This window comes from Microbispora cellulosiformans (assembly GCF_008728085.1).
Classification (GTDB): domain Bacteria; phylum Actinomycetota; class Actinomycetes; order Streptosporangiales; family Streptosporangiaceae; genus Microbispora; species Microbispora amethystogenes.
Window position 1 is genome coordinate 594229 of the sequence record NZ_VYTZ01000006.1, and the last position, 16032, is coordinate 610260.

A 16032-nucleotide genomic window follows, 5' to 3' on the forward strand; every position below is an offset into this window, starting at 1 on the left:
ATGACCACGGACGGAGAGCTGGCCCTCACAGCGGCGCGGGCGGGAGCGACCGTCGTGCGCGCCATGTACGGGACGTCGCTGACGCGTTTCGACAAGGGCGGGGACGACTTCGCGACGGCGGCGGACGTCGAGGCGGAGAAGGCGATCCTCGACGTCCTGCGCGGCGCCCGGCCGTACGACGCCGTGATCGGCGAGGAGAGCGGACGCACGGGCCCGCACGGCGCGGAGCGCGTCTGGCTGGTCGATCCCCTCTGCGGCACGCTGAACTACGCCGCCCGGAGCATGCTGGTCGCGGTGAACGTCGCCCTGCGCGTGGGCTCCGAGGTGACGGCGGCGGCTTCGGCGGACCCGTTCGCCGGCGAGGTGTTCTGGACGGACGGCGTCGACGCCTACGCCCGCCGCGACGGCGTGGACCAGCGGCTAGCGCCCTCGTCCGGCACCCGGCTGGTGGACGTCAACCTCGATCCGCCGTTCCCGAACGCGCCGGGCTTCCGGGCGGTCCGGCTGCTCGCCGACGCCGGGTTCGCCGATCGATTCCGCCCGCGGGTCGTCTCCACCACGCTGGCGGTGGCGTGGGTCGCGGCCGGCCGGAGGGCCGCGTACGTCACCGACGGCCACCTGCGCGACAGCGTGCACTTCGCCGCGGGGATCGCGTTGTGCCGGGCCGCCGGGTGTGTGGTGACCGGTTTGCACGGTCAGCCGCCGCACACCGGGGCAGGCGGGCTCGTCGTGGCGGCCGACCGGGAGACGCACGCGGCGCTGCTGGAGATCATCGGCAGGCAGGCCCCGCGGGAGCGGTAGCGAGAGCCCTCGATGCCGACCCGCCGGGGTCAGTCCCGGACGGCGGCGCGGACGAACTCCATCAGGTGCCCGCGCAGCGCCTCGCGGCCCTCGGAGGTCGTCGCGTCCTCACCGGCCGTGATCCGCGCGAGCTGTGGCATGGCGCTCGGCCACATGGCCATGCCGATGAGCGTGAACAGGGTGCGGGCCATCGCCGCGTCGGGCTCCCGGCCGAGCCCCGCGGCCAGTGAGACGGTCTTCGAGTGGCACTTGTCCACCCGGCGCTCCTGGCCGGGGAGCAGGGCGTCCTCACTCCGGTAGTGCAGCGCCTCCCACATCATCAGCCGTACGACGTCGGGGTGGGCGGCGTAGTAGTCGAACAGCCTGCTCACGTAGTCGGCGGGGTCGTCGCCGGGCATCGCGACGGCCTCGGTCGCCTCGTCCAGCGCCGCCGCGACGACGGTGTCGAACAGCTTCTCCTTGCTGCCGAAGTGACCGTAGATCCGCTCCTTGTTGACCCCCGCCCGATCGGCGATGCGGTCCACCCGGGCGCCGGCCACGCCGTACGCCGCGAACTCCGCGCGCGCGGCCTCCAGCAGGGCGGCCTTGGTGGCGGCGGTGGGGTCCTTGACGTCTTTGCGGGGCGGCATCGGCCTTCCTCCGTGTTCACGAGCGAGCGGGGACTGACGGTTCGGGAGGTGACGCTTCTAGGGAGCTGACGCGCCCAGCATACCGATCCGGCCACCAACTGGTTGGTTGACATCCAACCGGTTGGTTGGCTACCTTCCCGGCCATGAGCACATCGACGTCCGCCCTCCGCCCACCCGCTGCCGCCGACGCGACCTACGCGCCGCCGCGCCGCACTGTGGCGGCGTTCGTACCGGCCGGGCTCCTCGCCACCGGGCACCTTTACGTCGTGATCCCCCTGCTGGGCCGGATGTCGGCCGAGTGGGGCGCCCCCGCCGCCGTCCTGACCTGGCTCGTCAGCGCGTTCGGCCTCGGCTACGCGGGCGGTTTCCTGCTGTTCGGCCCGCTGTCCGACCTGTACGGCAGGCGCCGCGTGATGACCTGGGGCATGGCGGCCACGGCGGTGACCACGGCATCGGTCGCGCTGAGCCCCGGGCCGGGGGCGGCGCTCGCCCTGCGGGTGATCGAGGGCGTCACCACCGCCGTCTTCGCCCCCACCGCGTTCGCGTACATCGCCGAGCGCGTCGAGCCCCGACGCCGGGCCGTGACGATGACCTCCGTGGTCAGCGCGCTGTTCGCCTCGGCCGTGGTGGCCCAGCTCGCCGGCAAGGCCCTCGCCGACCTGCTCGGATGGCGGCCGGTCTTCCTGCTCGGCGGCGCCGCGTTCGCCGTCATGACCGTGGTGCTGCGGCGGGTGATGCTGCCCGACGCCTCCCGCGGGGCCGGAGGCAATCCTTACGCCGCCGTGCCGATCCTGCTGCGCGACCCGCGCCTGGTGCTGATGTACGCCGCCACGCTGACGGTGCTCGGCGCGTTCGTCGCCCTCTACACCGCGTTGCAGCTGGAAGGCCCGGCGGGCATCGCCGGCGACCCCTCCGCGCTGCTGGCGCTGCGGGCCACCGCGCTCCCGGCGATCGCCGTGATCCCGTTCGTGACGCCGTACCTCACCCGGTTCTCCCCGGCGCGCCGGGCGGCGGTGATGCTCGGCGCCGCCGCCGTGATCGCATTCGTGGTCGGGGTGACCGCCCCCGGCGTCGCGGGGCTGGCGGTGCTGCTGGCCGCCTTCGCCTTCGCGATCGGCGTCACCGCCCCCGCCGTGATCGAGACCGTGGGTCTGCTCGCCGGTCCTGCTCGGGCCACCGCCGTCTCCCTGTTCACGTTCTTCCTGTTCACCGGGGCGAGCCTCGGCCCGGTCGCCGCCTCGGCCGCCGCGCCGTACGGCTTCGCCGCCCTCATGTGCGGCGTGGCGGCGGTGCTGGCGCTGGGAGGGGGGCTCGTCCTGATCGCGTCGTCCGGCCGCGGCATAAGGTGAGCCTTGTCGGATGCGGTGGTGAGGGAGGGCGCGTGCTGCCTGAGGTGGAGGCCTGGCTGGCCCGGCGTACCTCGTCGGCGGCGGACTGGCCGGTCCGCGCCCTGCTGTCCGCCAAGGGGGACAGCAGGATCTCGGTGGTGCTGCCCGCCAGGAACGAGGCGGAGACGGTCGGGGAGATCGTCGCCGCGGTCCGCCGTGACCTGGTGGAGGCCGTCCCGCTGGTGGACGAGCTGGTGGTGATCGACTCCCGGTCGGCGGACGGGACGGCGGTGCGGGCGTTACGCGCCGGCGCGAAGGTCTTCGCGCAGGACGAGATCCTCCCCGAACTGCACGACCCGCGCTTCGACGGGAAGGGCGAGGTGCTGTGGAAGTCCCTCGCCGTGACCACCGGCGACCTGGTGGTGTTCGTCGACGCCGATCTGCGTGAGTTCCGGACCTCGTTCGTGACCGGCCTGCTCGGGCCGCTGCTGGCCGACCCCTCGGTCGCGTACGTCAAGGCGTGCTACGACCGGCCGCTGCTCGGGGCGGCGGAGCCGAACGCGGGAGGCAGGGTCACCGAGCTGGTCGCCCGGCCGCTGCTCAACCTGCACTGGCCGCTGCTCGCGGGGTTCGTGCAGCCGCTCGCGGGCGAGTACGCCGGCCGCCGCGCGGTCCTGGAGCGGGTGCCGTTCGTCACCGGGTACGGCGTGGAGCTGGGCCTCCTCATCGACCTGCTCGACCAGGTGGGGCTCGACGCGCTCGCCCAGGTCGACCTGGGCCGCCGGATCCACTCGCACCAGTCCACAGAGGCGCTCGGCGGGATGGCCGGGCAGATCATGCACACCGCGTGGGCCCGGCTGGAGCGCCAGGATCGGATCATTCCGCTACGCGAGCCGTCGTCTCGGCTGGTGCAGTTCGAGCGCGGCCACGCCGGGCACCGCGCGGTCACGCGGGACGTCGCGGTGGCCGAGCGTCCGCCGATGGCGACGGTCCCGCAGTACGCGTCGCGCCTGCGCTGAGCGACGCTCCCTCGGTGGTGTTACCGTTGGTAACACTGTGGAGAGGAGAGGCCCCGATGACCTTCTGCCCGGAGTTGAGCGGCGACGTCCGCGAGGTGCGCGACTGGGTCCACGAGTTCGCCCGGGACGTCATACGGCCCGCCGGGGCGGAATGGGACGAGCGTGAGGAGACGCCCTGGCCGGTGATCCAGGAGGCCGCCAAGATCGGGCTGTACTCGCTGGACTTCTTCGCCCAGCAGTGGTTCGAGGAGTCGGGGCTCGGCCTGCCGGTGGCGTTCGAGGAGCTGTTCTGGGGTGACGCCGGGATCGGCCTGTCCATCGTCGGCACCGGCCTGGCCGCAGCGGCCCTCGCCTCCAACGGCACCCCCGAGCAGATGGGGGAGTGGCTGCCCGAGATGTTCGGCACCCCCGACGACGTCAGGCTCGGCGCGTTCTGCTCCTCCGAGCCGGACGCGGGCAGCGACGTCGGCGCGATCAGGACGCGGGCCGTCTACGACGAGGCAACGGACGAGTGGGTCCTGAACGGCGTGAAGACCTGGGCGACCAACGGCGGCATCGCCGCCGTCCACATCATCGTGGCCACGGTCGACCCGTCGCTGGGCACCCGGGGACAGGCGTCCTTCGTGGTCCCGCCCGGCACGCCGGGCCTGTCGCAGGGCCAGAAGTTCAGGAAGCACGGCATCCGCGCCTCACACACGGCCGAGGTGGTCCTGGAGGACGTACGGGTGCCCGGCCGGTGCCTGCTCGGCGGCAAGGAGAAGCTGGACGAGCGGCTGGCCCGGGTGCGCGCCGGAGCGCGGGCCGGCGGGCAGGCCGCGATGCGCACGTTCGAGACCACCCGTCCCACGGTCGCCGCCATGGCCGTGGGCATCGCCCGCGCCGCCTTCGAGTACGCCCGCGACTACGCGCGGGAGCGCGAGCAGTTCGGCCGGAGGATCGGCGAGAACCAGGCCATCGCGTTCCTGCTCGCCGACATGGCCACCCGGGTGGACGTCGCCCGCCTGATGACCTGGCGGGCCGCCTGGATGGCCCGCCAGGGCAGGCCGTTCGAGCAGGCCGAGGGGTCGATGAGCAAGCTGGTCGCGAGCGAGACCGCCGTCTGGGTGACCGAGCAGGCGATCCAGATCCTCGGCGGGGCCGGCTACACCCGCGAGCACCCGGTCGAGCGCTTCCACCGCGACGCCAAGATCTACACCATCTTCGAGGGCACCAGCGAGATCCAGCGCCTCATCATCGGCCGCGCCGTCACCGGCCTCCCCGTCCGCTGATTCCACCCTGGCCGTCATCCATCCGGCTGGGACGGTGGCGTCCGGGTCCCGGCACTTCCGCGCGGGTCAGTGTGCTGTGGTGGGGCGGCGCCACAGTGAGCCGGACCGGCGGCCGGGCAGTGCGACGGTCGCGATGTGCTCGAACCCGCACCGGGCGTAGTACGCCTGCAGCGGGATCGCCTCGCGGGCGACGTTGAGCCACACCCACGGGAAGCCCTGGCGGCGGGCCTGGCGGACGGTCCACTCGATCAGCATCCGGCCCAGCGTGCCCGGTGGCGGCGTGGGGACGTCCCAGCCGGGCGGCTGGTGCGGGTGGGGGCGTACGATGGCGAGCCTGTGCAGGATCAGGGCTTTGTCCTCGACGGGGTCGAGGCCGGCCGCGCCGAACTCGGGGTCGGGGCACTGGTCGACGGCCAAGGTGGCCTGCGGCCAGCGGCCGGAGTGTTCGACCAGCCGGATCGCGCCACTGGTGATGCCGGGGGTGACGCGGTCCAGGCCGAACCCGGCTTTGGGCCAGCCGTCGCCCTGATCACGCTCGTGTATCCAGGCGGCGGAGGCGTTGAGCAGGGCCAGGACGGTACCGGCGTCGTCAGGGCCGGCCCGGCGGATGGTGTACGGCGGGGGCAGGGCGGGCACCGAGCCCTGATGTCGCTGCAAGGCCGCTCCCCTGGTCACGTCTGTGGCTGGGCGTGCGAACAGCTTGCCATGGGGTGGCGAGAAGCCGGGCTCGTCAGCCGGCGGCGTCAGAGGAGGATTCCGCCGGCCAGGAACTCGTTCAGGGCCGCGATGACGATCTCCCGCGCCTCCGGGCGCGCGAGGGCGCTCGGCTGCAACGACGGGTACTTTCCATAGTCGGCGGATTCGAGTTGGTCGCGAAGACGGGCCGCCCCCGGAAGAATGGCCAGCCTTTCGGCGAGCCGCGCCATGCGCTCCCGTGATGCGCCGTGATTGCGTACGGAACCGAAGTTGACGGCCAGGACGGACTTGGCCGGGCTGGTGTAGACGCTCCACACGGAGGCCTTGTCGGAGCCGAGATTGAACCAGGCGGTGACCGAGGGATACTCGCCTTCGCCGAAGTAGTACTCGTGGAAGGACGGGTGGCTCTCGGCGTGACGGTAGACGGCCAGCAGTGTGTCGCGTACGTCGGCGGGGCAGTACTGCTCGACGGCCTGGAGGAAGCTGGGCTCGTCCCAGGTGCGTTTTCCCCGAGAACGATCAGCTTGTCCTGCTTCGGCGGCCGAGGGGGTGGTCCGGATCGCATCGGGGCTCGCTTCCGGAAGGGAGTCGCCGAGGGCCAGCTGGATGGCGATGGCCATCGTCTCGAGCCATTCGATGGTCGCCTCCGCCTCGTCCGCGGTGATCGGGGTCTTCTGCCCGGGCCGGCCCGGGTCGTGGTCGGCGGTGTGGGCGATGTTGTTCCGGCGCCAGGCGATCTCCCGGAGCCTGGTGCGGACGCCGTCCGCGGTGATCGGGTTCCTGGTGTCCTGGGCGGTCAGGACCTCGGCGACTCTGACCCAGAGGTTCACCTCGCTGACGTGCGCGAACCCTTCCTTGATCTTGTCTGGGTTCTGGAAGGTCATGAAGGAGAAATGCCGCTCCAGGTGCGCACGGAAGGTCTCCCCGAGAGGCTCGTCGTGATGGTGAACCTTCTCGAACAGTTCGACGGGGATGCTCAGGCTGTTGAACTTGCGAGGCCGGGGCAGTGCCGGGGTCAGCGCGAGGCCCATCGCCCGATCCACGATCTCCCGCGTGACCCAGTGGTCGAGGGCCGCCACGGCCTGGGACCAGGCGGCGCGGTAGAGGTCGGTGACGTCGAAGGAGCCGACCGCGAGCCGCTCCAGATTGCGGCCGCCGTCGACCAGTTGCCGGGCGTACTCGAGGTTCTGCTGGAACTGCTCGAACGCGGCCGGAGTCGGGTCGTGCGGAGGTCCGGGCGGGGGAGCCTCCGTTCCCGGCAGGACGACGCCGGTCTGGGCGAGCCTCGTGCGGAGCCGCTCGGCGGTGACGTGCCGGCCGGGGTCGGCTCGGCCGGCCTGGTCGAAGGTCAGGCCCTCCCCTTCGAGCACCTGGCGCGGGTCGTCGGTCCGTTCCGGGTCCGACCAGCGGAATTGCGGGGAGACCCGTCCGCCTGACTGGAGGACCCGGTGGGCATGGTCGGCGTCGGTGCTCTCGGCCATGAAACCCCCGACCGCCTGCGCCGACATGCCGACGAGGGCCGCCAGGTCGCCATAGGTGGTCCAGGTGCCCGGCTCCAGTCGTTTCAGGGCTTCCAGAACGACATTCCAGCGGGGGTCGCGGTAAACGCGGCCCTGTGGCGGCAGTCTCCTCGCGCGGTACTGGCGCGCCAGTTCGCGGTAGAACTCGGTGCCGGGGAATTCCTGGAGCGCGCGGACGCCGGCTTCCGTGATCGCCCAGCCGTTCCGTTTGGTCATCCAGCCGAGCGAGGCGGCCTCTCCCGTGCGGAATCCCAGTTGCGCCCACCAGCGCGCCTGGCCGTGCGCGTTCGGAGCGCGGAGTTCCGGGCCGATGGGCACTCTTTCCTCCACTTCTTCGCGCACTTCTCCTGGCGGCAGAGGCCGTCCGGCCTCCCGCAGAAGTTCGAACGTCGCGCGGAGGATGGGAGAGATCTGATCGGCATAGGCCATGGGGGAGATTCCTGCCTTTCGACTGTCGCCTCCGGCAGGATAAACACGATCCTAAGGGGAAATACCCCGTTCCACTTCATGCCGTGAGGGTTCCGAGAAAAGCACACGGGTGGAGGGATTCGCGGAGGTCCAGGGTCTCTGCCTATAGCGGGTGAAACGAGGACGTACGGGTAGGAAGGGAGACCGGGCCGGGGGAGCGTGGGGAAGCGGCCGATGACGACGGCGTTCATCCTGTGGGGCGGCGGCAGCCTGGGAGCCGCGCAGGTCGGCATGCTCCGCGCGCTCACCGCTCACGGCATCCGCGCCGACATGGTGGTGGGCGCCTCGATCGGGGCACTCAACGGCGCCTACTACGCATCCCGCCCCGACGCCGAAGGGGTGGAGGAACTGGCCCGGCTGTGGCTGTCGGTGAGCGGCCACGACGTGTACCCGGTGAGCGGGCCCGACGTGCTCCGCACGCTGGCAGGCAACCTGCCCTTCCATCCCCTGCGGGGAGCCCTGCAGGCACTGGGCGTGCTCAACTACACCTTCCCGCTCAATCCGGCCACGCTGGCCGCGGCCGTGCTGGGCCGCCGCAACTACCTGTTCGACAACTCCGCCCTGCGGCGGTTCCTCGAACGCATCCTGCCGATCCGCGCCCTGGAGGAGACGCGGACGCCGCTGTCGGTGCTCACCGCGGACGTCCGGACGGGCCGGCCGGTGGTCCTGTCGCGGGGGCCCGCGCTGTCGGCGTTGCTGGCCAGCACCGCGATCCCGGCCCTGTATCCCACCGTGACGATCGGCGACCGGGTCCTCATGGACGGCGGCGTCGCCGACCTGACCACCCTCGACTACGCGGTGGACGCGGGCGTCGACGAGGCGTACCTGCTGGCGCCCGGATTCACCTGCCACCTGCCGGCCGCGCCGTCGACGGCGATCGCCATGGCCCTGCACGGCTACAACCTGCTCAGCGAGCAGCGCATCAGCGCCTCGATCAGGCAGAACAGGCGACGGACCCGCCTCCACGTGCTGCCGCCGCTCTGCCCGGTCGAGGTGCTGCCCGTCGACTTCCGCGCCACAGCCGACATGATCGAACGTGCGACCCTGTCGGCCACCCACTGGCTGGAGCGGCGCGAACCCCACCCCGCTCTCGCCCGCCCGCTCGGCTCCCCGCACGAAGCGGACCACGGCTCGCACCCGCCCCGCGAATCTACTTTGTAAAGGCGCTGCCGGAAAGCTGTCCGTGCAATCGGCGCGCTTGACGGACGAGTTCGCTCCCGCCGGTCGGGCCGGGGGCGGGCGCCGCGCAACCGCCGCGCCAGCCGTACGGCGAGATCTCTGCGCCATTCCGGCGGCCGGGCCGCCACGACCGCGGCGATGAGCGGGACGTCGTCGGTGTCCGCGGGCTCCCAGCCGCGGTCGAAGTCGCGTCTGTTCAGCCACGTGGCGACGGCCGCGGCGCCGGGGAGAACCGCGGCGCCGGCGACCCGTGCGGGCTCGATCCAGCGGTTCCGAACGCTCGGTCCGTCCACTGTGCAGGCCTCGGCGAACTCGTGGACCGATCGCCCCGTCCGCGCCGCCCGCTCGTACAACTCCTCCCACCGAGCCTGGCGCGCCTGCTCTCGTCTCCTCTCCTCACTCGCTGCGGCCTACCGGGCGGCGGGAAGGTATCCGGGCAGCTCCCGCGCCACCTCGCGGCGCGTGTCGTCGTCGAGGTCCAGCACGGCCGCCGCGACGGCGGGGGCGTCGCCGGCTTCTGTTCCGGAACGGACCGCGTCCCAGGGGTTCGTCATGATCGGCACCGTGGGAGAGCACACCGACAAGATCGGTTCGCGTCCCGCGGCCATGAGGTCGCCGATGTGGGGAACCATCCCTCGCCTGGGCAAGTACGATCGTCCCGTGACCGAAATGACCGAAACGACGCCAGGCTGGCTCGCCCCCGAGGACATCGAGTCCGTACGGGGCCGCATGCCGATCCTGTACGTGGACGCCGTGCCCGTGCGCGTGGACGACACGGGCATCGTCACCCGTGTCGGCCTGCTGCTGCGGATCGGCCCCGACGGAACCGTGAGCCGGGCGCTGGTCTCCGGCCGGGTGTACTACCACGAGCGCATCCGCGACGCGCTCCTGCGTCACCTGGAGAAGGACCTCGGGCCGGTGGCGCTGCCGAGCGTGCCGGTCTCCCCGGCGCCGTTCACGGTGGCCGAGTACTTCCCCACTCCCGGGGTCACGCCGTTCCACGACCCGCGCCAGCACGCGGTCTCGCTGGCGTACATCGTCCCGGTGCGCGGCGACTGCCGTCCCCGGCAGGACGCGCTCGACCTGGAGTGGTTCACGCCCGAGGAGGCGGCCTCCCCGGTCGTGCAGCAGGAGATGACCGGCGGCCAGGGCGTGCTGCTCAAGCAGGCCCTCGCCCACGTCGGCCGGCTAACCTGACACCGGCGCCGCCACGCCGGGCCGCCCACCTGAGTGATCAGCGACGGCCGGCCCGGACGGCGTCCGGCGAGGCCCGATGACGCCGGCGAGCCCGGACGGCAGCGGGTAGGGCCGCTCGGCGGGCGGCGCGGCCCTACCGGCACGGAGCGCGCCGAGGGCGGCGGTGATGTCGGTGATGGACGCGGTCCACTCGTCGACGTAGCGGTCCACGGCCTCCCCGGACAGGCCGATCTGGATCGACCGGTACGGCAGCGGGTTCAGCCGGGCGTCGCGCTCGGGGTCCCACTGGATCCGGACGGGACTCTCACGAAGGCGGGTGGCCCACGCCCTCTGGTCCTCGCCGGGGCCGGGGTGGCTGGGAGATGAATGGGCGAGTGCCCACTCGAACCCGTCCCGGCTGATCTGTATGGCGAGCACGCGGGTCCGACCCGGCTTCGCGGCCCAGCCGCTGCGATACATCATCCATCAGTCCCGGCCGGCGCGGGCAACCGGTTATCGCCGACAGACGAGTAGTGGCCGAGTACGCCCGCTCGATCCCGGACCTATTCCTCCGGTCGTCACCCGGCGAGGCGGGGGGCCGTCCTGGTGTGGAGGAGTTCGGTGAACAGGTCGTCCCACAGGGGCATGACGTTCTCCGGGGCGTACGCCCGGGCGGTGGCCGCGGCGGCGGAGCCCATGCGCAGGCGCAGGTCGCGGTCGGCGACCAGCCGGTCGAGGGCCGCGGCGAGGGCGGCCACGTCCTCGGCCGGCACGAGGAGGCCGTCCTCGCCGTCGGTCAGCACGTCGCGGGGGCCGGTGGGGCAGTCGAAGGCCACGATCGGCAGGGCGTGGGTCATCGCCTCGATCATGACCATCGGCAGTCCCTCGAACCGGCTGCTCAGCACGTAGACGGAGGACCTGGCGAGCTCGTCGTCGAGGCGGTTGGTGCGGCCCATCAGCGTCACGTGGGCGGACAGGCCGTGCTCGCCGATCAGCGCGCGGAGCTGCGCCTTCTTCGGGCCCGTGCCGAAGATCCGCAGCCGCCACTCCGGATGCTCCCTGGCCACCTGGGCGAACGCCGGGAGCAGCAGGTCGAAGCCCTTCTGCTTGACCAGGCGGCCGGCGGCGACGATCACCGGGTGCTCCTGCCGGGACGGCGTCTGGTTCACCGAGTGGACCGCGTTGGGGATCCGTACGATCCTCGTGCCGGGCAGCACCGCCTCGTAGTCGCGCCGGTCGCTGTCCGTCAGCACCGCGATCGCGTCGAACGCGCCGTAGTAGCGCGCGATCTCCGCCCGCAGCGTCTCGGGGTAGCTGCCGAGGTTCATGTGCTCCTGCGCCACCCGTACGACGCCGGGGTTGGCGCGGCGGGCGGAGATGAGGTTCAGCGCCGGGCGGGTGGTGACGAGGACGCCGTCCTCGACCGACGCGACGTAGTCGATGGCGGCCTTCTCCACGCGCTCGGTGAAGTAGGCGGCGGCGTACTCGCCGAACGGCACGATCTTGCCGCGCAGTCGCCGCCAGACGCGGCGGCCGAGGGAGTCGGTCCGCACGCCCGCCCGCTGGTCCACCAGCGTGCGGAGGGTGACGGACGGGTCGAGCCGGAACTGCGGCTCGTCCCGGCGCCGCACCACGCTCACGATCTCCACCTCGTGGCCGAGCGCGGCCATCGCGTTCGCCTGGTTGACCACGGTGCGGATCGTGCCGCCCATGCCGTAGGCGTGCAGCAGCATGTAGCGGATCTTCACCGGCCCTCCTCCTTCGGCAGGTAGCCCCAGCTCCGGCAGATGGGTTTCAGCAGGTCGGGTATCTCGTCCGGGTCCGGCAGGTCGCGTCCGGGCTGGACCCGGCCCGACCGGATCTTGTCGCTCCAGTCGCCGAGGCCCTTCCGCACGACCTCCTGCTCGCCGTACGCGAGCATGCCGGGCTCCCAGGGGACGCCGAGGAAGTCGCAGATCGCGCGGGTCGTCTTCTCCGGCTCGGCGGTGAGGTCCTCGTACCGGACGGTCAGGCCGGAGAGCGCCTTCCTGGCCCGCTGCACCGCCTTCATGTAGCGCAGCGCGTCGGACGCGGCCTCCTCGCGGGTGCGCTTGACGGGGTCGGCCTCGTACCAGGAGGCCGCGATGGAGGCGGGATGACGCAGCAGGAAGATGTACCGGGCGTCGGGCCAGCAGGCGGCGATCCGGGCGTGGGCGAAGGCGTTGGCCGGGGTCTTGTCCACGATCGTCCGCTTGCCGCTGCGGACCAGTTCGCGGTGGAGCACCCGGTCCCACAGCATGTGCTCGAGGTCGGCCTGGTTGTGGCCGAGGGCCTCCATGGCCTTGCGGGAGAGCGCCGTGCCGAACCCCACCGTCAGCCTCCTGACGTGCAGCTCGTGCGGGGCGTGCAGCTCGGGATGGGCGTTCAGCATCGACCGCAGCAGCGTGGAGCCCGACCGTACGGGAGACATGACGAACACCGGCGCCACCAGCAGCCGGTCCGCCTGCGGGTCGGCCGGCGGGCGCACCAGCTCCTCCGCCGCGGGGGCCGGTGCCTGCCCCTCCGAAGACGGCGTCGCGGTGGGCCGGGCACGGGTGAGCTGGACTCCGGTGAACTTGACGAGTGCGCCGTTGATCCTCCGCTGCCATGTCATGGCCTGCGAGATTACCCATGGATCCGGGGAATTCCCTGAGAGTCCACCCCCTGGCCAGCTCGGATCTCCCGCGCCGTCATGTTTCGGCCGCAATGGGGGAGCGGTGGCTCAGGGATTGAGCCTCTCGTGGGCCGCGCCGTGCCACTCGACGAGCAGCACGGTGGCGTCGTCCTGCAGCCGGTGGTCGTGGTGGTCCATGACGGTGCGGATCAGCCGCCGCAGGGTCTCGGGCACCGGCAGCCCAGCGGCGTTCTGTTTGATCATGAACTCGACGAACCGGCCCAGGCCGAACTCGCCGCTGTCGGGGCTGCGCATCTCGGTGATGCCGTCGGTGTAGAGCAGCAGCCGGTCGCCGGGCTCGAGTTGTTCCCGGCAGAGCGTGACGGGAAGGCCGAGATCGAGGCCCATCGGGTGGGCGGGCGGGCACTTCAGGGTGGAGATCCACCGGCCCCCGCGGATCAGCACCGGCGCGTGGTGGCCGCGGTTGACCCAGCTGAACAGGCCGGTGTCCAGGTCGAGGTTGCCGATGATCCCGGTGACGAAGCGGTCGCCCCGGCCGAACTCGTCGATCAGGATCCGCTCGATCGCCTCGCTGGTCCGTGCCAGGCCGAGGCCCTGCCGCCGGTTGTTGCGGCAGGCCGCGACGGCCAGGTTGGCGGTCAGCCCGGCCGACACGTCGTGTCCCATCGCGTCGAAGACCGCGACGTGCGCCACGTTGCCGGAGGTGGAGTAGTCGAACGCGTCCCCGCCGATCTCGTACGCCGGTTCGAGGACCGCGCCGATCGTCACCGCCGGCGTGGCGAAGGTGAGCGGCGGCATCAGGTTCCACTGCATCTCGGCCGCCACGTGCATCGGCCGGCTCCGCACGAGCCGCGCGTGATCGTCGCTGAACGAGCGCTTGCTCACGACGATCAGGGCGATGAGGGAGGCCATGTGCCGCATCCGGGCGCCGAGATCGTCGTCCTCGGCGTCGGGCTTCATGTGCAGGACGCCCAGGCGCTCGGTGCCGTCCAGCATCGGGACCCACCACTGGACCGGGTTCTCGCTCCGCAGCGTGCGCACCTCCTGCAGGGCGCGGCCGGCGAGCGTGGTGTCGATCTTCAGCTCCTCCGGCTGGGGCTCCTCCTCGCCCGGCCCCCGGAGCCTGCGCAGCACGTTCTGCTGCAGGTCGCACAGGTAGACGGAGATCCCGGCGAAGCCTGCCAGGTGTTTGTGGGCGTCGATGAGCGCCGGAATGCCTTCGAAGGCCGTCAGGTGGCTTTCTTCCAGCATGTTCGCCAGCGCGCCCAGCAGATCGTGTTTCTGGGTAGGAGGGGGGATGCCCTGCTCCATTCCGCTCACCCCCAGGGGTCCTTCACTCCCTACCTTCGATGCTGCCCCTCATCCGGTCCCGAGCCGTTCGATTTGGGAATTTTGCGAAAAGGTGACGCTCCGGCACGGGCGGGCCCCCGCGACCGTCGCGCACGCACGCTCCGTACGGGTCTGTGAGAAGGTGAATGAGGACCGTACAACGGGGGCAGGTGAGCGGTCATGCGCGATCGGCGCGGACAGCGGAGAGGGCACGTGGGAGGAGACGCGGACGTGGTTGCCGAAAGATCCGGAGCGCGGGACGCGAGAGGCACCTCACCGGAGCCGCTGACGCCGGAGCCGGACGACGGAGGGCTGGAGAAGCTGATCGGCGACAGGACCGACATCGAGACGCCGGCCGCCGAGACGCCGCCGCCGACCGGTGACGAGTCGGCGATGCCCGAGGCCGAGCCGGAAATCGGCCCGACCGCCTGAGGCCCGGCGCTGACATGGCTGACTACGTCGGCGCGGTCGACCAGGGGACGACCAGCACCCGCTTCATGATCTTCGATCGTTCCGGCACCGAGGTGGCCCGCCACCAGCTGGAGCACCAGCAGATCCTGCCGCAGGCGGGCTGGGTCGAGCACAACCCGACCGAGATCTGGGAGCGCACCCGCGCGGTCGCCGAGACGGCCATGCGGACGGCGGGCCTGCGGGCGTCCGACCTCGCGGCGCTCGGTGTCACCAACCAGCGCGAGACGACCGTCGTCTGGGACCGGCGCACCGGCCGCCCCCACTACAACGCCATCGTCTGGCAGGACACCCGCACCGACCGCATCGCCGCGGCGCTGGAACGGGAGGGCAAGGGCGAGGTGATCCGGCGAAAGGCCGGGCTGCCGCCCGCCACCTACTTCTCCGGCGGCAAGATCCAGTGGATCCTGGAGAACGTCCCGGGCGTCCGCGAGGCCGCCGAGCGCGGCGACGCGGTCTTCGGCACCACCGACACCTGGCTGCTGTGGAACCTGACCGGCGGCGTGGACGGCGGCGTCCACGTGACCGATCCCACCAACGCGAGCCGCACGATGCTGATGGACCTGGAGACGCTCGACTGGGACGACGAGCTGCTGTCGTTCTTCGGCGTGCCCCGGCGGATGCTCCCCGAGATCCGGCCGTCCTCCAACCCCGGCCTGTACGGCGTGACCCGCGCGGGCGGCCCGCTCGGCGGCGAGGTGCCGCTCGCCGGCGACCTCGGCGACCAGCAGGCCGCCACCGTCGGCCAGGTGTGCTTCGAGCCCGGCATGGCCAAGAACACCTACGGCACCGGCAACTTCCTGCTGCTCAACACGGGCACGGAGCTCGTCCGCTCCGGGCACGGCCTGCTCACCACGGTCTGCTACCAGTTCGGCTCGGCCAAGCCGGTGTACGCCCTGGAGGGGTCGATCGCGGTCACCGGCTCCGCCGTGCAGTGGCTGCGCGACCAGCTCGGCATCATCTCCGGCGCGGCGCAGAGCGAGGCCCTCGCCCGGCAGGTCGAGGACAACGGCGGCGTCTACTTCGTGCCCGCGTTCTCCGGCCTGTTCGCGCCGTACTGGCGCTCCGACGCCCGGGGCGCGATCGTCGGCCTGTCCCGCTACAACACCAACGCCCACCTGGCCCGCGCCACCCTTGAAGCGATCTGCTACCAGACCAGGGACGTCGTCACCGCGATGGAGCAGGACTCCGGCGTCGTCCTCGACGTGCTGCGGGTGGACGGCGGGGTGACGGCCAACGAGCTGTGCATGCAGCTCCAGGCCGACATCCTGGGCGTACCGGTCTCCCGGCCGGTCGTCGCCGAGACCACCGCCCTCGGCGCGGCGTACGCCGCCGGGCTCGCCGTCGGCTTCTGGAAGTCCACCGGCGACCTCCGGCGCAACTGGCACGAGGACCGCCGCTGGGAGCCGACCTGGAGCGACGAGCGGCGCGAGCGCGGCTACGCCGGATGGCGCAAGGCCGTCCAGCGGACGCTCGACTGGGTCGACGTCGACTGATC

16 protein-coding genes are annotated in these 16032 nt (G+C 71.9%); 8 read left to right on the forward strand and 8 right to left on the reverse strand.

What is annotated here, in order from left to right; translation table 11 throughout:
• Positions 1–801 carry an inositol monophosphatase family protein gene (locus tag F5972_RS19620; RefSeq protein ID WP_150934982.1) on the forward strand — a complete coding sequence of 267 codons (801 nt, stop codon included), beginning with the start codon at positions 1–3 and terminating at the stop codon, positions 799–801.
• A 29-nt stretch (positions 802–830) separates the two neighbouring features.
• Here F5972_RS19620 and F5972_RS19625 read toward each other — a convergent pair whose 3' ends face one another.
• Positions 831–1430: a TetR/AcrR family transcriptional regulator gene (locus F5972_RS19625; RefSeq protein WP_150934983.1), complete on the reverse strand. Its 600-nt coding sequence runs from the start codon at positions 1428–1430 to the stop codon at positions 831–833.
• 143 nt (positions 1431–1573) lie between these two features.
• Here F5972_RS19625 and F5972_RS19630 point away from each other — a divergent pair, with 143 nt between their 5' ends.
• Genes F5972_RS19630 through F5972_RS19640 form a run of 3 tightly spaced genes read left to right on the forward strand, consistent with a single transcriptional unit; the run spans position 1574 to position 5045 of the window.
• Positions 1574–2779, forward strand: coding sequence for an MFS transporter (locus F5972_RS19630; RefSeq protein ID WP_150934984.1), 1206 nt, complete (start codon positions 1574–1576; stop codon positions 2777–2779).
• A gap of 32 nt (positions 2780–2811) precedes the next feature.
• Positions 2812–3777, forward strand: a complete 966-nt coding sequence (locus F5972_RS19635) for a glucosyl-3-phosphoglycerate synthase (RefSeq protein WP_150934985.1) — start codon at positions 2812–2814, stop codon at positions 3775–3777.
• 56 nt (positions 3778–3833) lie between these two features.
• The gene (locus tag F5972_RS19640; protein WP_150934986.1) at positions 3834–5045 is read left to right on the forward strand and encodes an acyl-CoA dehydrogenase family protein; all 1212 of its coding nucleotides are present in this window, start codon (positions 3834–3836) and stop codon (positions 5043–5045) included.
• A 66-nt stretch (positions 5046–5111) separates the two neighbouring features.
• On the opposite strand, the gene F5972_RS19645 is transcribed toward F5972_RS19640, so the two are convergent.
• Positions 5112–5702, reverse strand: coding sequence for a GNAT family N-acetyltransferase (locus tag F5972_RS19645; RefSeq protein WP_150934987.1), 591 nt, complete (start codon positions 5700–5702; stop codon positions 5112–5114).
• A gap of 86 nt (positions 5703–5788) precedes the next feature.
• Positions 5789–7579 (reverse strand): MGMT family protein, encoded by a 1791-nt coding sequence (locus tag F5972_RS38225; protein ID WP_225311654.1) that lies wholly within the window; start codon positions 7577–7579, stop codon positions 5789–5791.
• A gap of 324 nt (positions 7580–7903) precedes the next feature.
• Between F5972_RS38225 and F5972_RS19655 the strand changes: the two genes are divergently transcribed.
• Positions 7904–8890 carry a patatin-like phospholipase family protein gene (locus F5972_RS19655; RefSeq protein ID WP_150934988.1) on the forward strand — a complete coding sequence of 329 codons (987 nt, stop codon included), beginning with the start codon at positions 7904–7906 and terminating at the stop codon, positions 8888–8890.
• Positions 8891–9318: 428 nt separating this feature from the next.
• On the opposite strand, the gene F5972_RS37350 is transcribed toward F5972_RS19655, so the two are convergent.
• Entirely contained in the window at positions 9319–9462 is a 144-nt protein-coding gene (locus tag F5972_RS37350; RefSeq protein WP_191910217.1) for a hypothetical protein, read from the reverse strand.
• Between the two features lie 106 nt (positions 9463–9568).
• On the opposite strand from F5972_RS37350, the gene F5972_RS19660 reads away from it, so the two are divergent.
• Entirely contained in the window at positions 9569–10105 is a 537-nt protein-coding gene (locus tag F5972_RS19660; RefSeq protein ID WP_263641841.1) for an NUDIX hydrolase family protein, read from the forward strand.
• Here the strand turns inward: F5972_RS19660 and F5972_RS19665 are convergent.
• The 4 genes from F5972_RS19665 to F5972_RS19680 all read right to left on the reverse strand — a co-directional run bounded on the left by F5972_RS19665 (position 10097) and on the right by F5972_RS19680 (position 14048).
• Positions 10097–10567, reverse strand: coding sequence for a DUF4291 family protein (locus F5972_RS19665; protein WP_150934989.1), 471 nt, complete (start codon positions 10565–10567; stop codon positions 10097–10099). The two genes, F5972_RS19660 and F5972_RS19665, sit on opposite strands and share 9 nt — an antisense overlap.
• A 95-nt stretch (positions 10568–10662) precedes the next feature.
• A complete protein-coding gene (locus F5972_RS19670; RefSeq protein ID WP_150934990.1) occupies positions 10663–11832 on the reverse strand; it encodes a glycosyltransferase family 4 protein in 1170 nt (389 codons plus the stop codon).
• Positions 11829–12716, reverse strand: coding sequence for a sulfotransferase family protein (locus tag F5972_RS19675; protein WP_150934991.1), 888 nt, complete (start codon positions 12714–12716; stop codon positions 11829–11831). Before F5972_RS19675 ends, F5972_RS19670 begins: the two co-directional genes overlap by 4 nt.
• 108 nt (positions 12717–12824) lie before the next feature.
• A complete protein-coding gene (locus tag F5972_RS19680) occupies positions 12825–14048 on the reverse strand; it encodes a PP2C family protein-serine/threonine phosphatase (RefSeq protein ID WP_191910225.1) in 1224 nt (407 codons plus the stop codon).
• Between the two features lie 249 nt (positions 14049–14297).
• On the opposite strand from F5972_RS19680, the gene F5972_RS19685 reads away from it, so the two are divergent.
• Complete coding sequence (locus F5972_RS19685) at positions 14298–14498, forward strand: hypothetical protein (protein WP_150934992.1); 201 nt, start codon at positions 14298–14300, stop codon at positions 14496–14498.
• 14 nt (positions 14499–14512) lie between these two features.
• Positions 14513–16030, forward strand: a complete 1518-nt coding sequence (gene glpK / locus F5972_RS19690; protein ID WP_150934993.1) for a glycerol kinase GlpK — start codon at positions 14513–14515, stop codon at positions 16028–16030.
• The last annotated feature ends 2 nt before the right edge of the window (positions 16031–16032 follow it).

Excerpts from the sequence above, each read along its gene's own strand:
- F5972_RS19630 (WP_150934984.1), top strand. The coding sequence starts at position 1,574 with ATGAGCACATCGACGTCCGCCCTCCGCCCACCCGCTGCCGCCGACGCG.
- F5972_RS37350 (WP_191910217.1), bottom strand. The coding sequence starts at position 9,462 with ATGACGAACCCCTGGGACGCGGTCCGTTCCGGAACAGAAGCCGGCGAC.
- F5972_RS19620 (WP_150934982.1), top strand. The coding sequence starts at position 1 with ATGACCACGGACGGAGAGCTGGCCCTCACAGCGGCGCGGGCGGGAGCG.
- F5972_RS19675 (WP_150934991.1), bottom strand. The coding sequence starts at position 12,716 with ATGACATGGCAGCGGAGGATCAACGGCGCACTCGTCAAGTTCACCGGA.
- F5972_RS19655 (WP_150934988.1), top strand. The coding sequence starts at position 7,904 with ATGACGACGGCGTTCATCCTGTGGGGCGGCGGCAGCCTGGGAGCCGCG.
- F5972_RS19640 (WP_150934986.1), top strand. The coding sequence starts at position 3,834 with ATGACCTTCTGCCCGGAGTTGAGCGGCGACGTCCGCGAGGTGCGCGAC.
- F5972_RS19665 (WP_150934989.1), bottom strand. The coding sequence starts at position 10,567 with ATGATGTATCGCAGCGGCTGGGCCGCGAAGCCGGGTCGGACCCGCGTG.
- F5972_RS19680 (WP_191910225.1), bottom strand. The coding sequence starts at position 14,048 with ATGGAGCAGGGCATCCCCCCTCCTACCCAGAAACACGATCTGCTGGGC.
- F5972_RS19625 (WP_150934983.1), bottom strand. The coding sequence starts at position 1,430 with ATGCCGCCCCGCAAAGACGTCAAGGACCCCACCGCCGCCACCAAGGCC.
- glpK (WP_150934993.1), top strand. The coding sequence starts at position 14,513 with ATGGCTGACTACGTCGGCGCGGTCGACCAGGGGACGACCAGCACCCGC.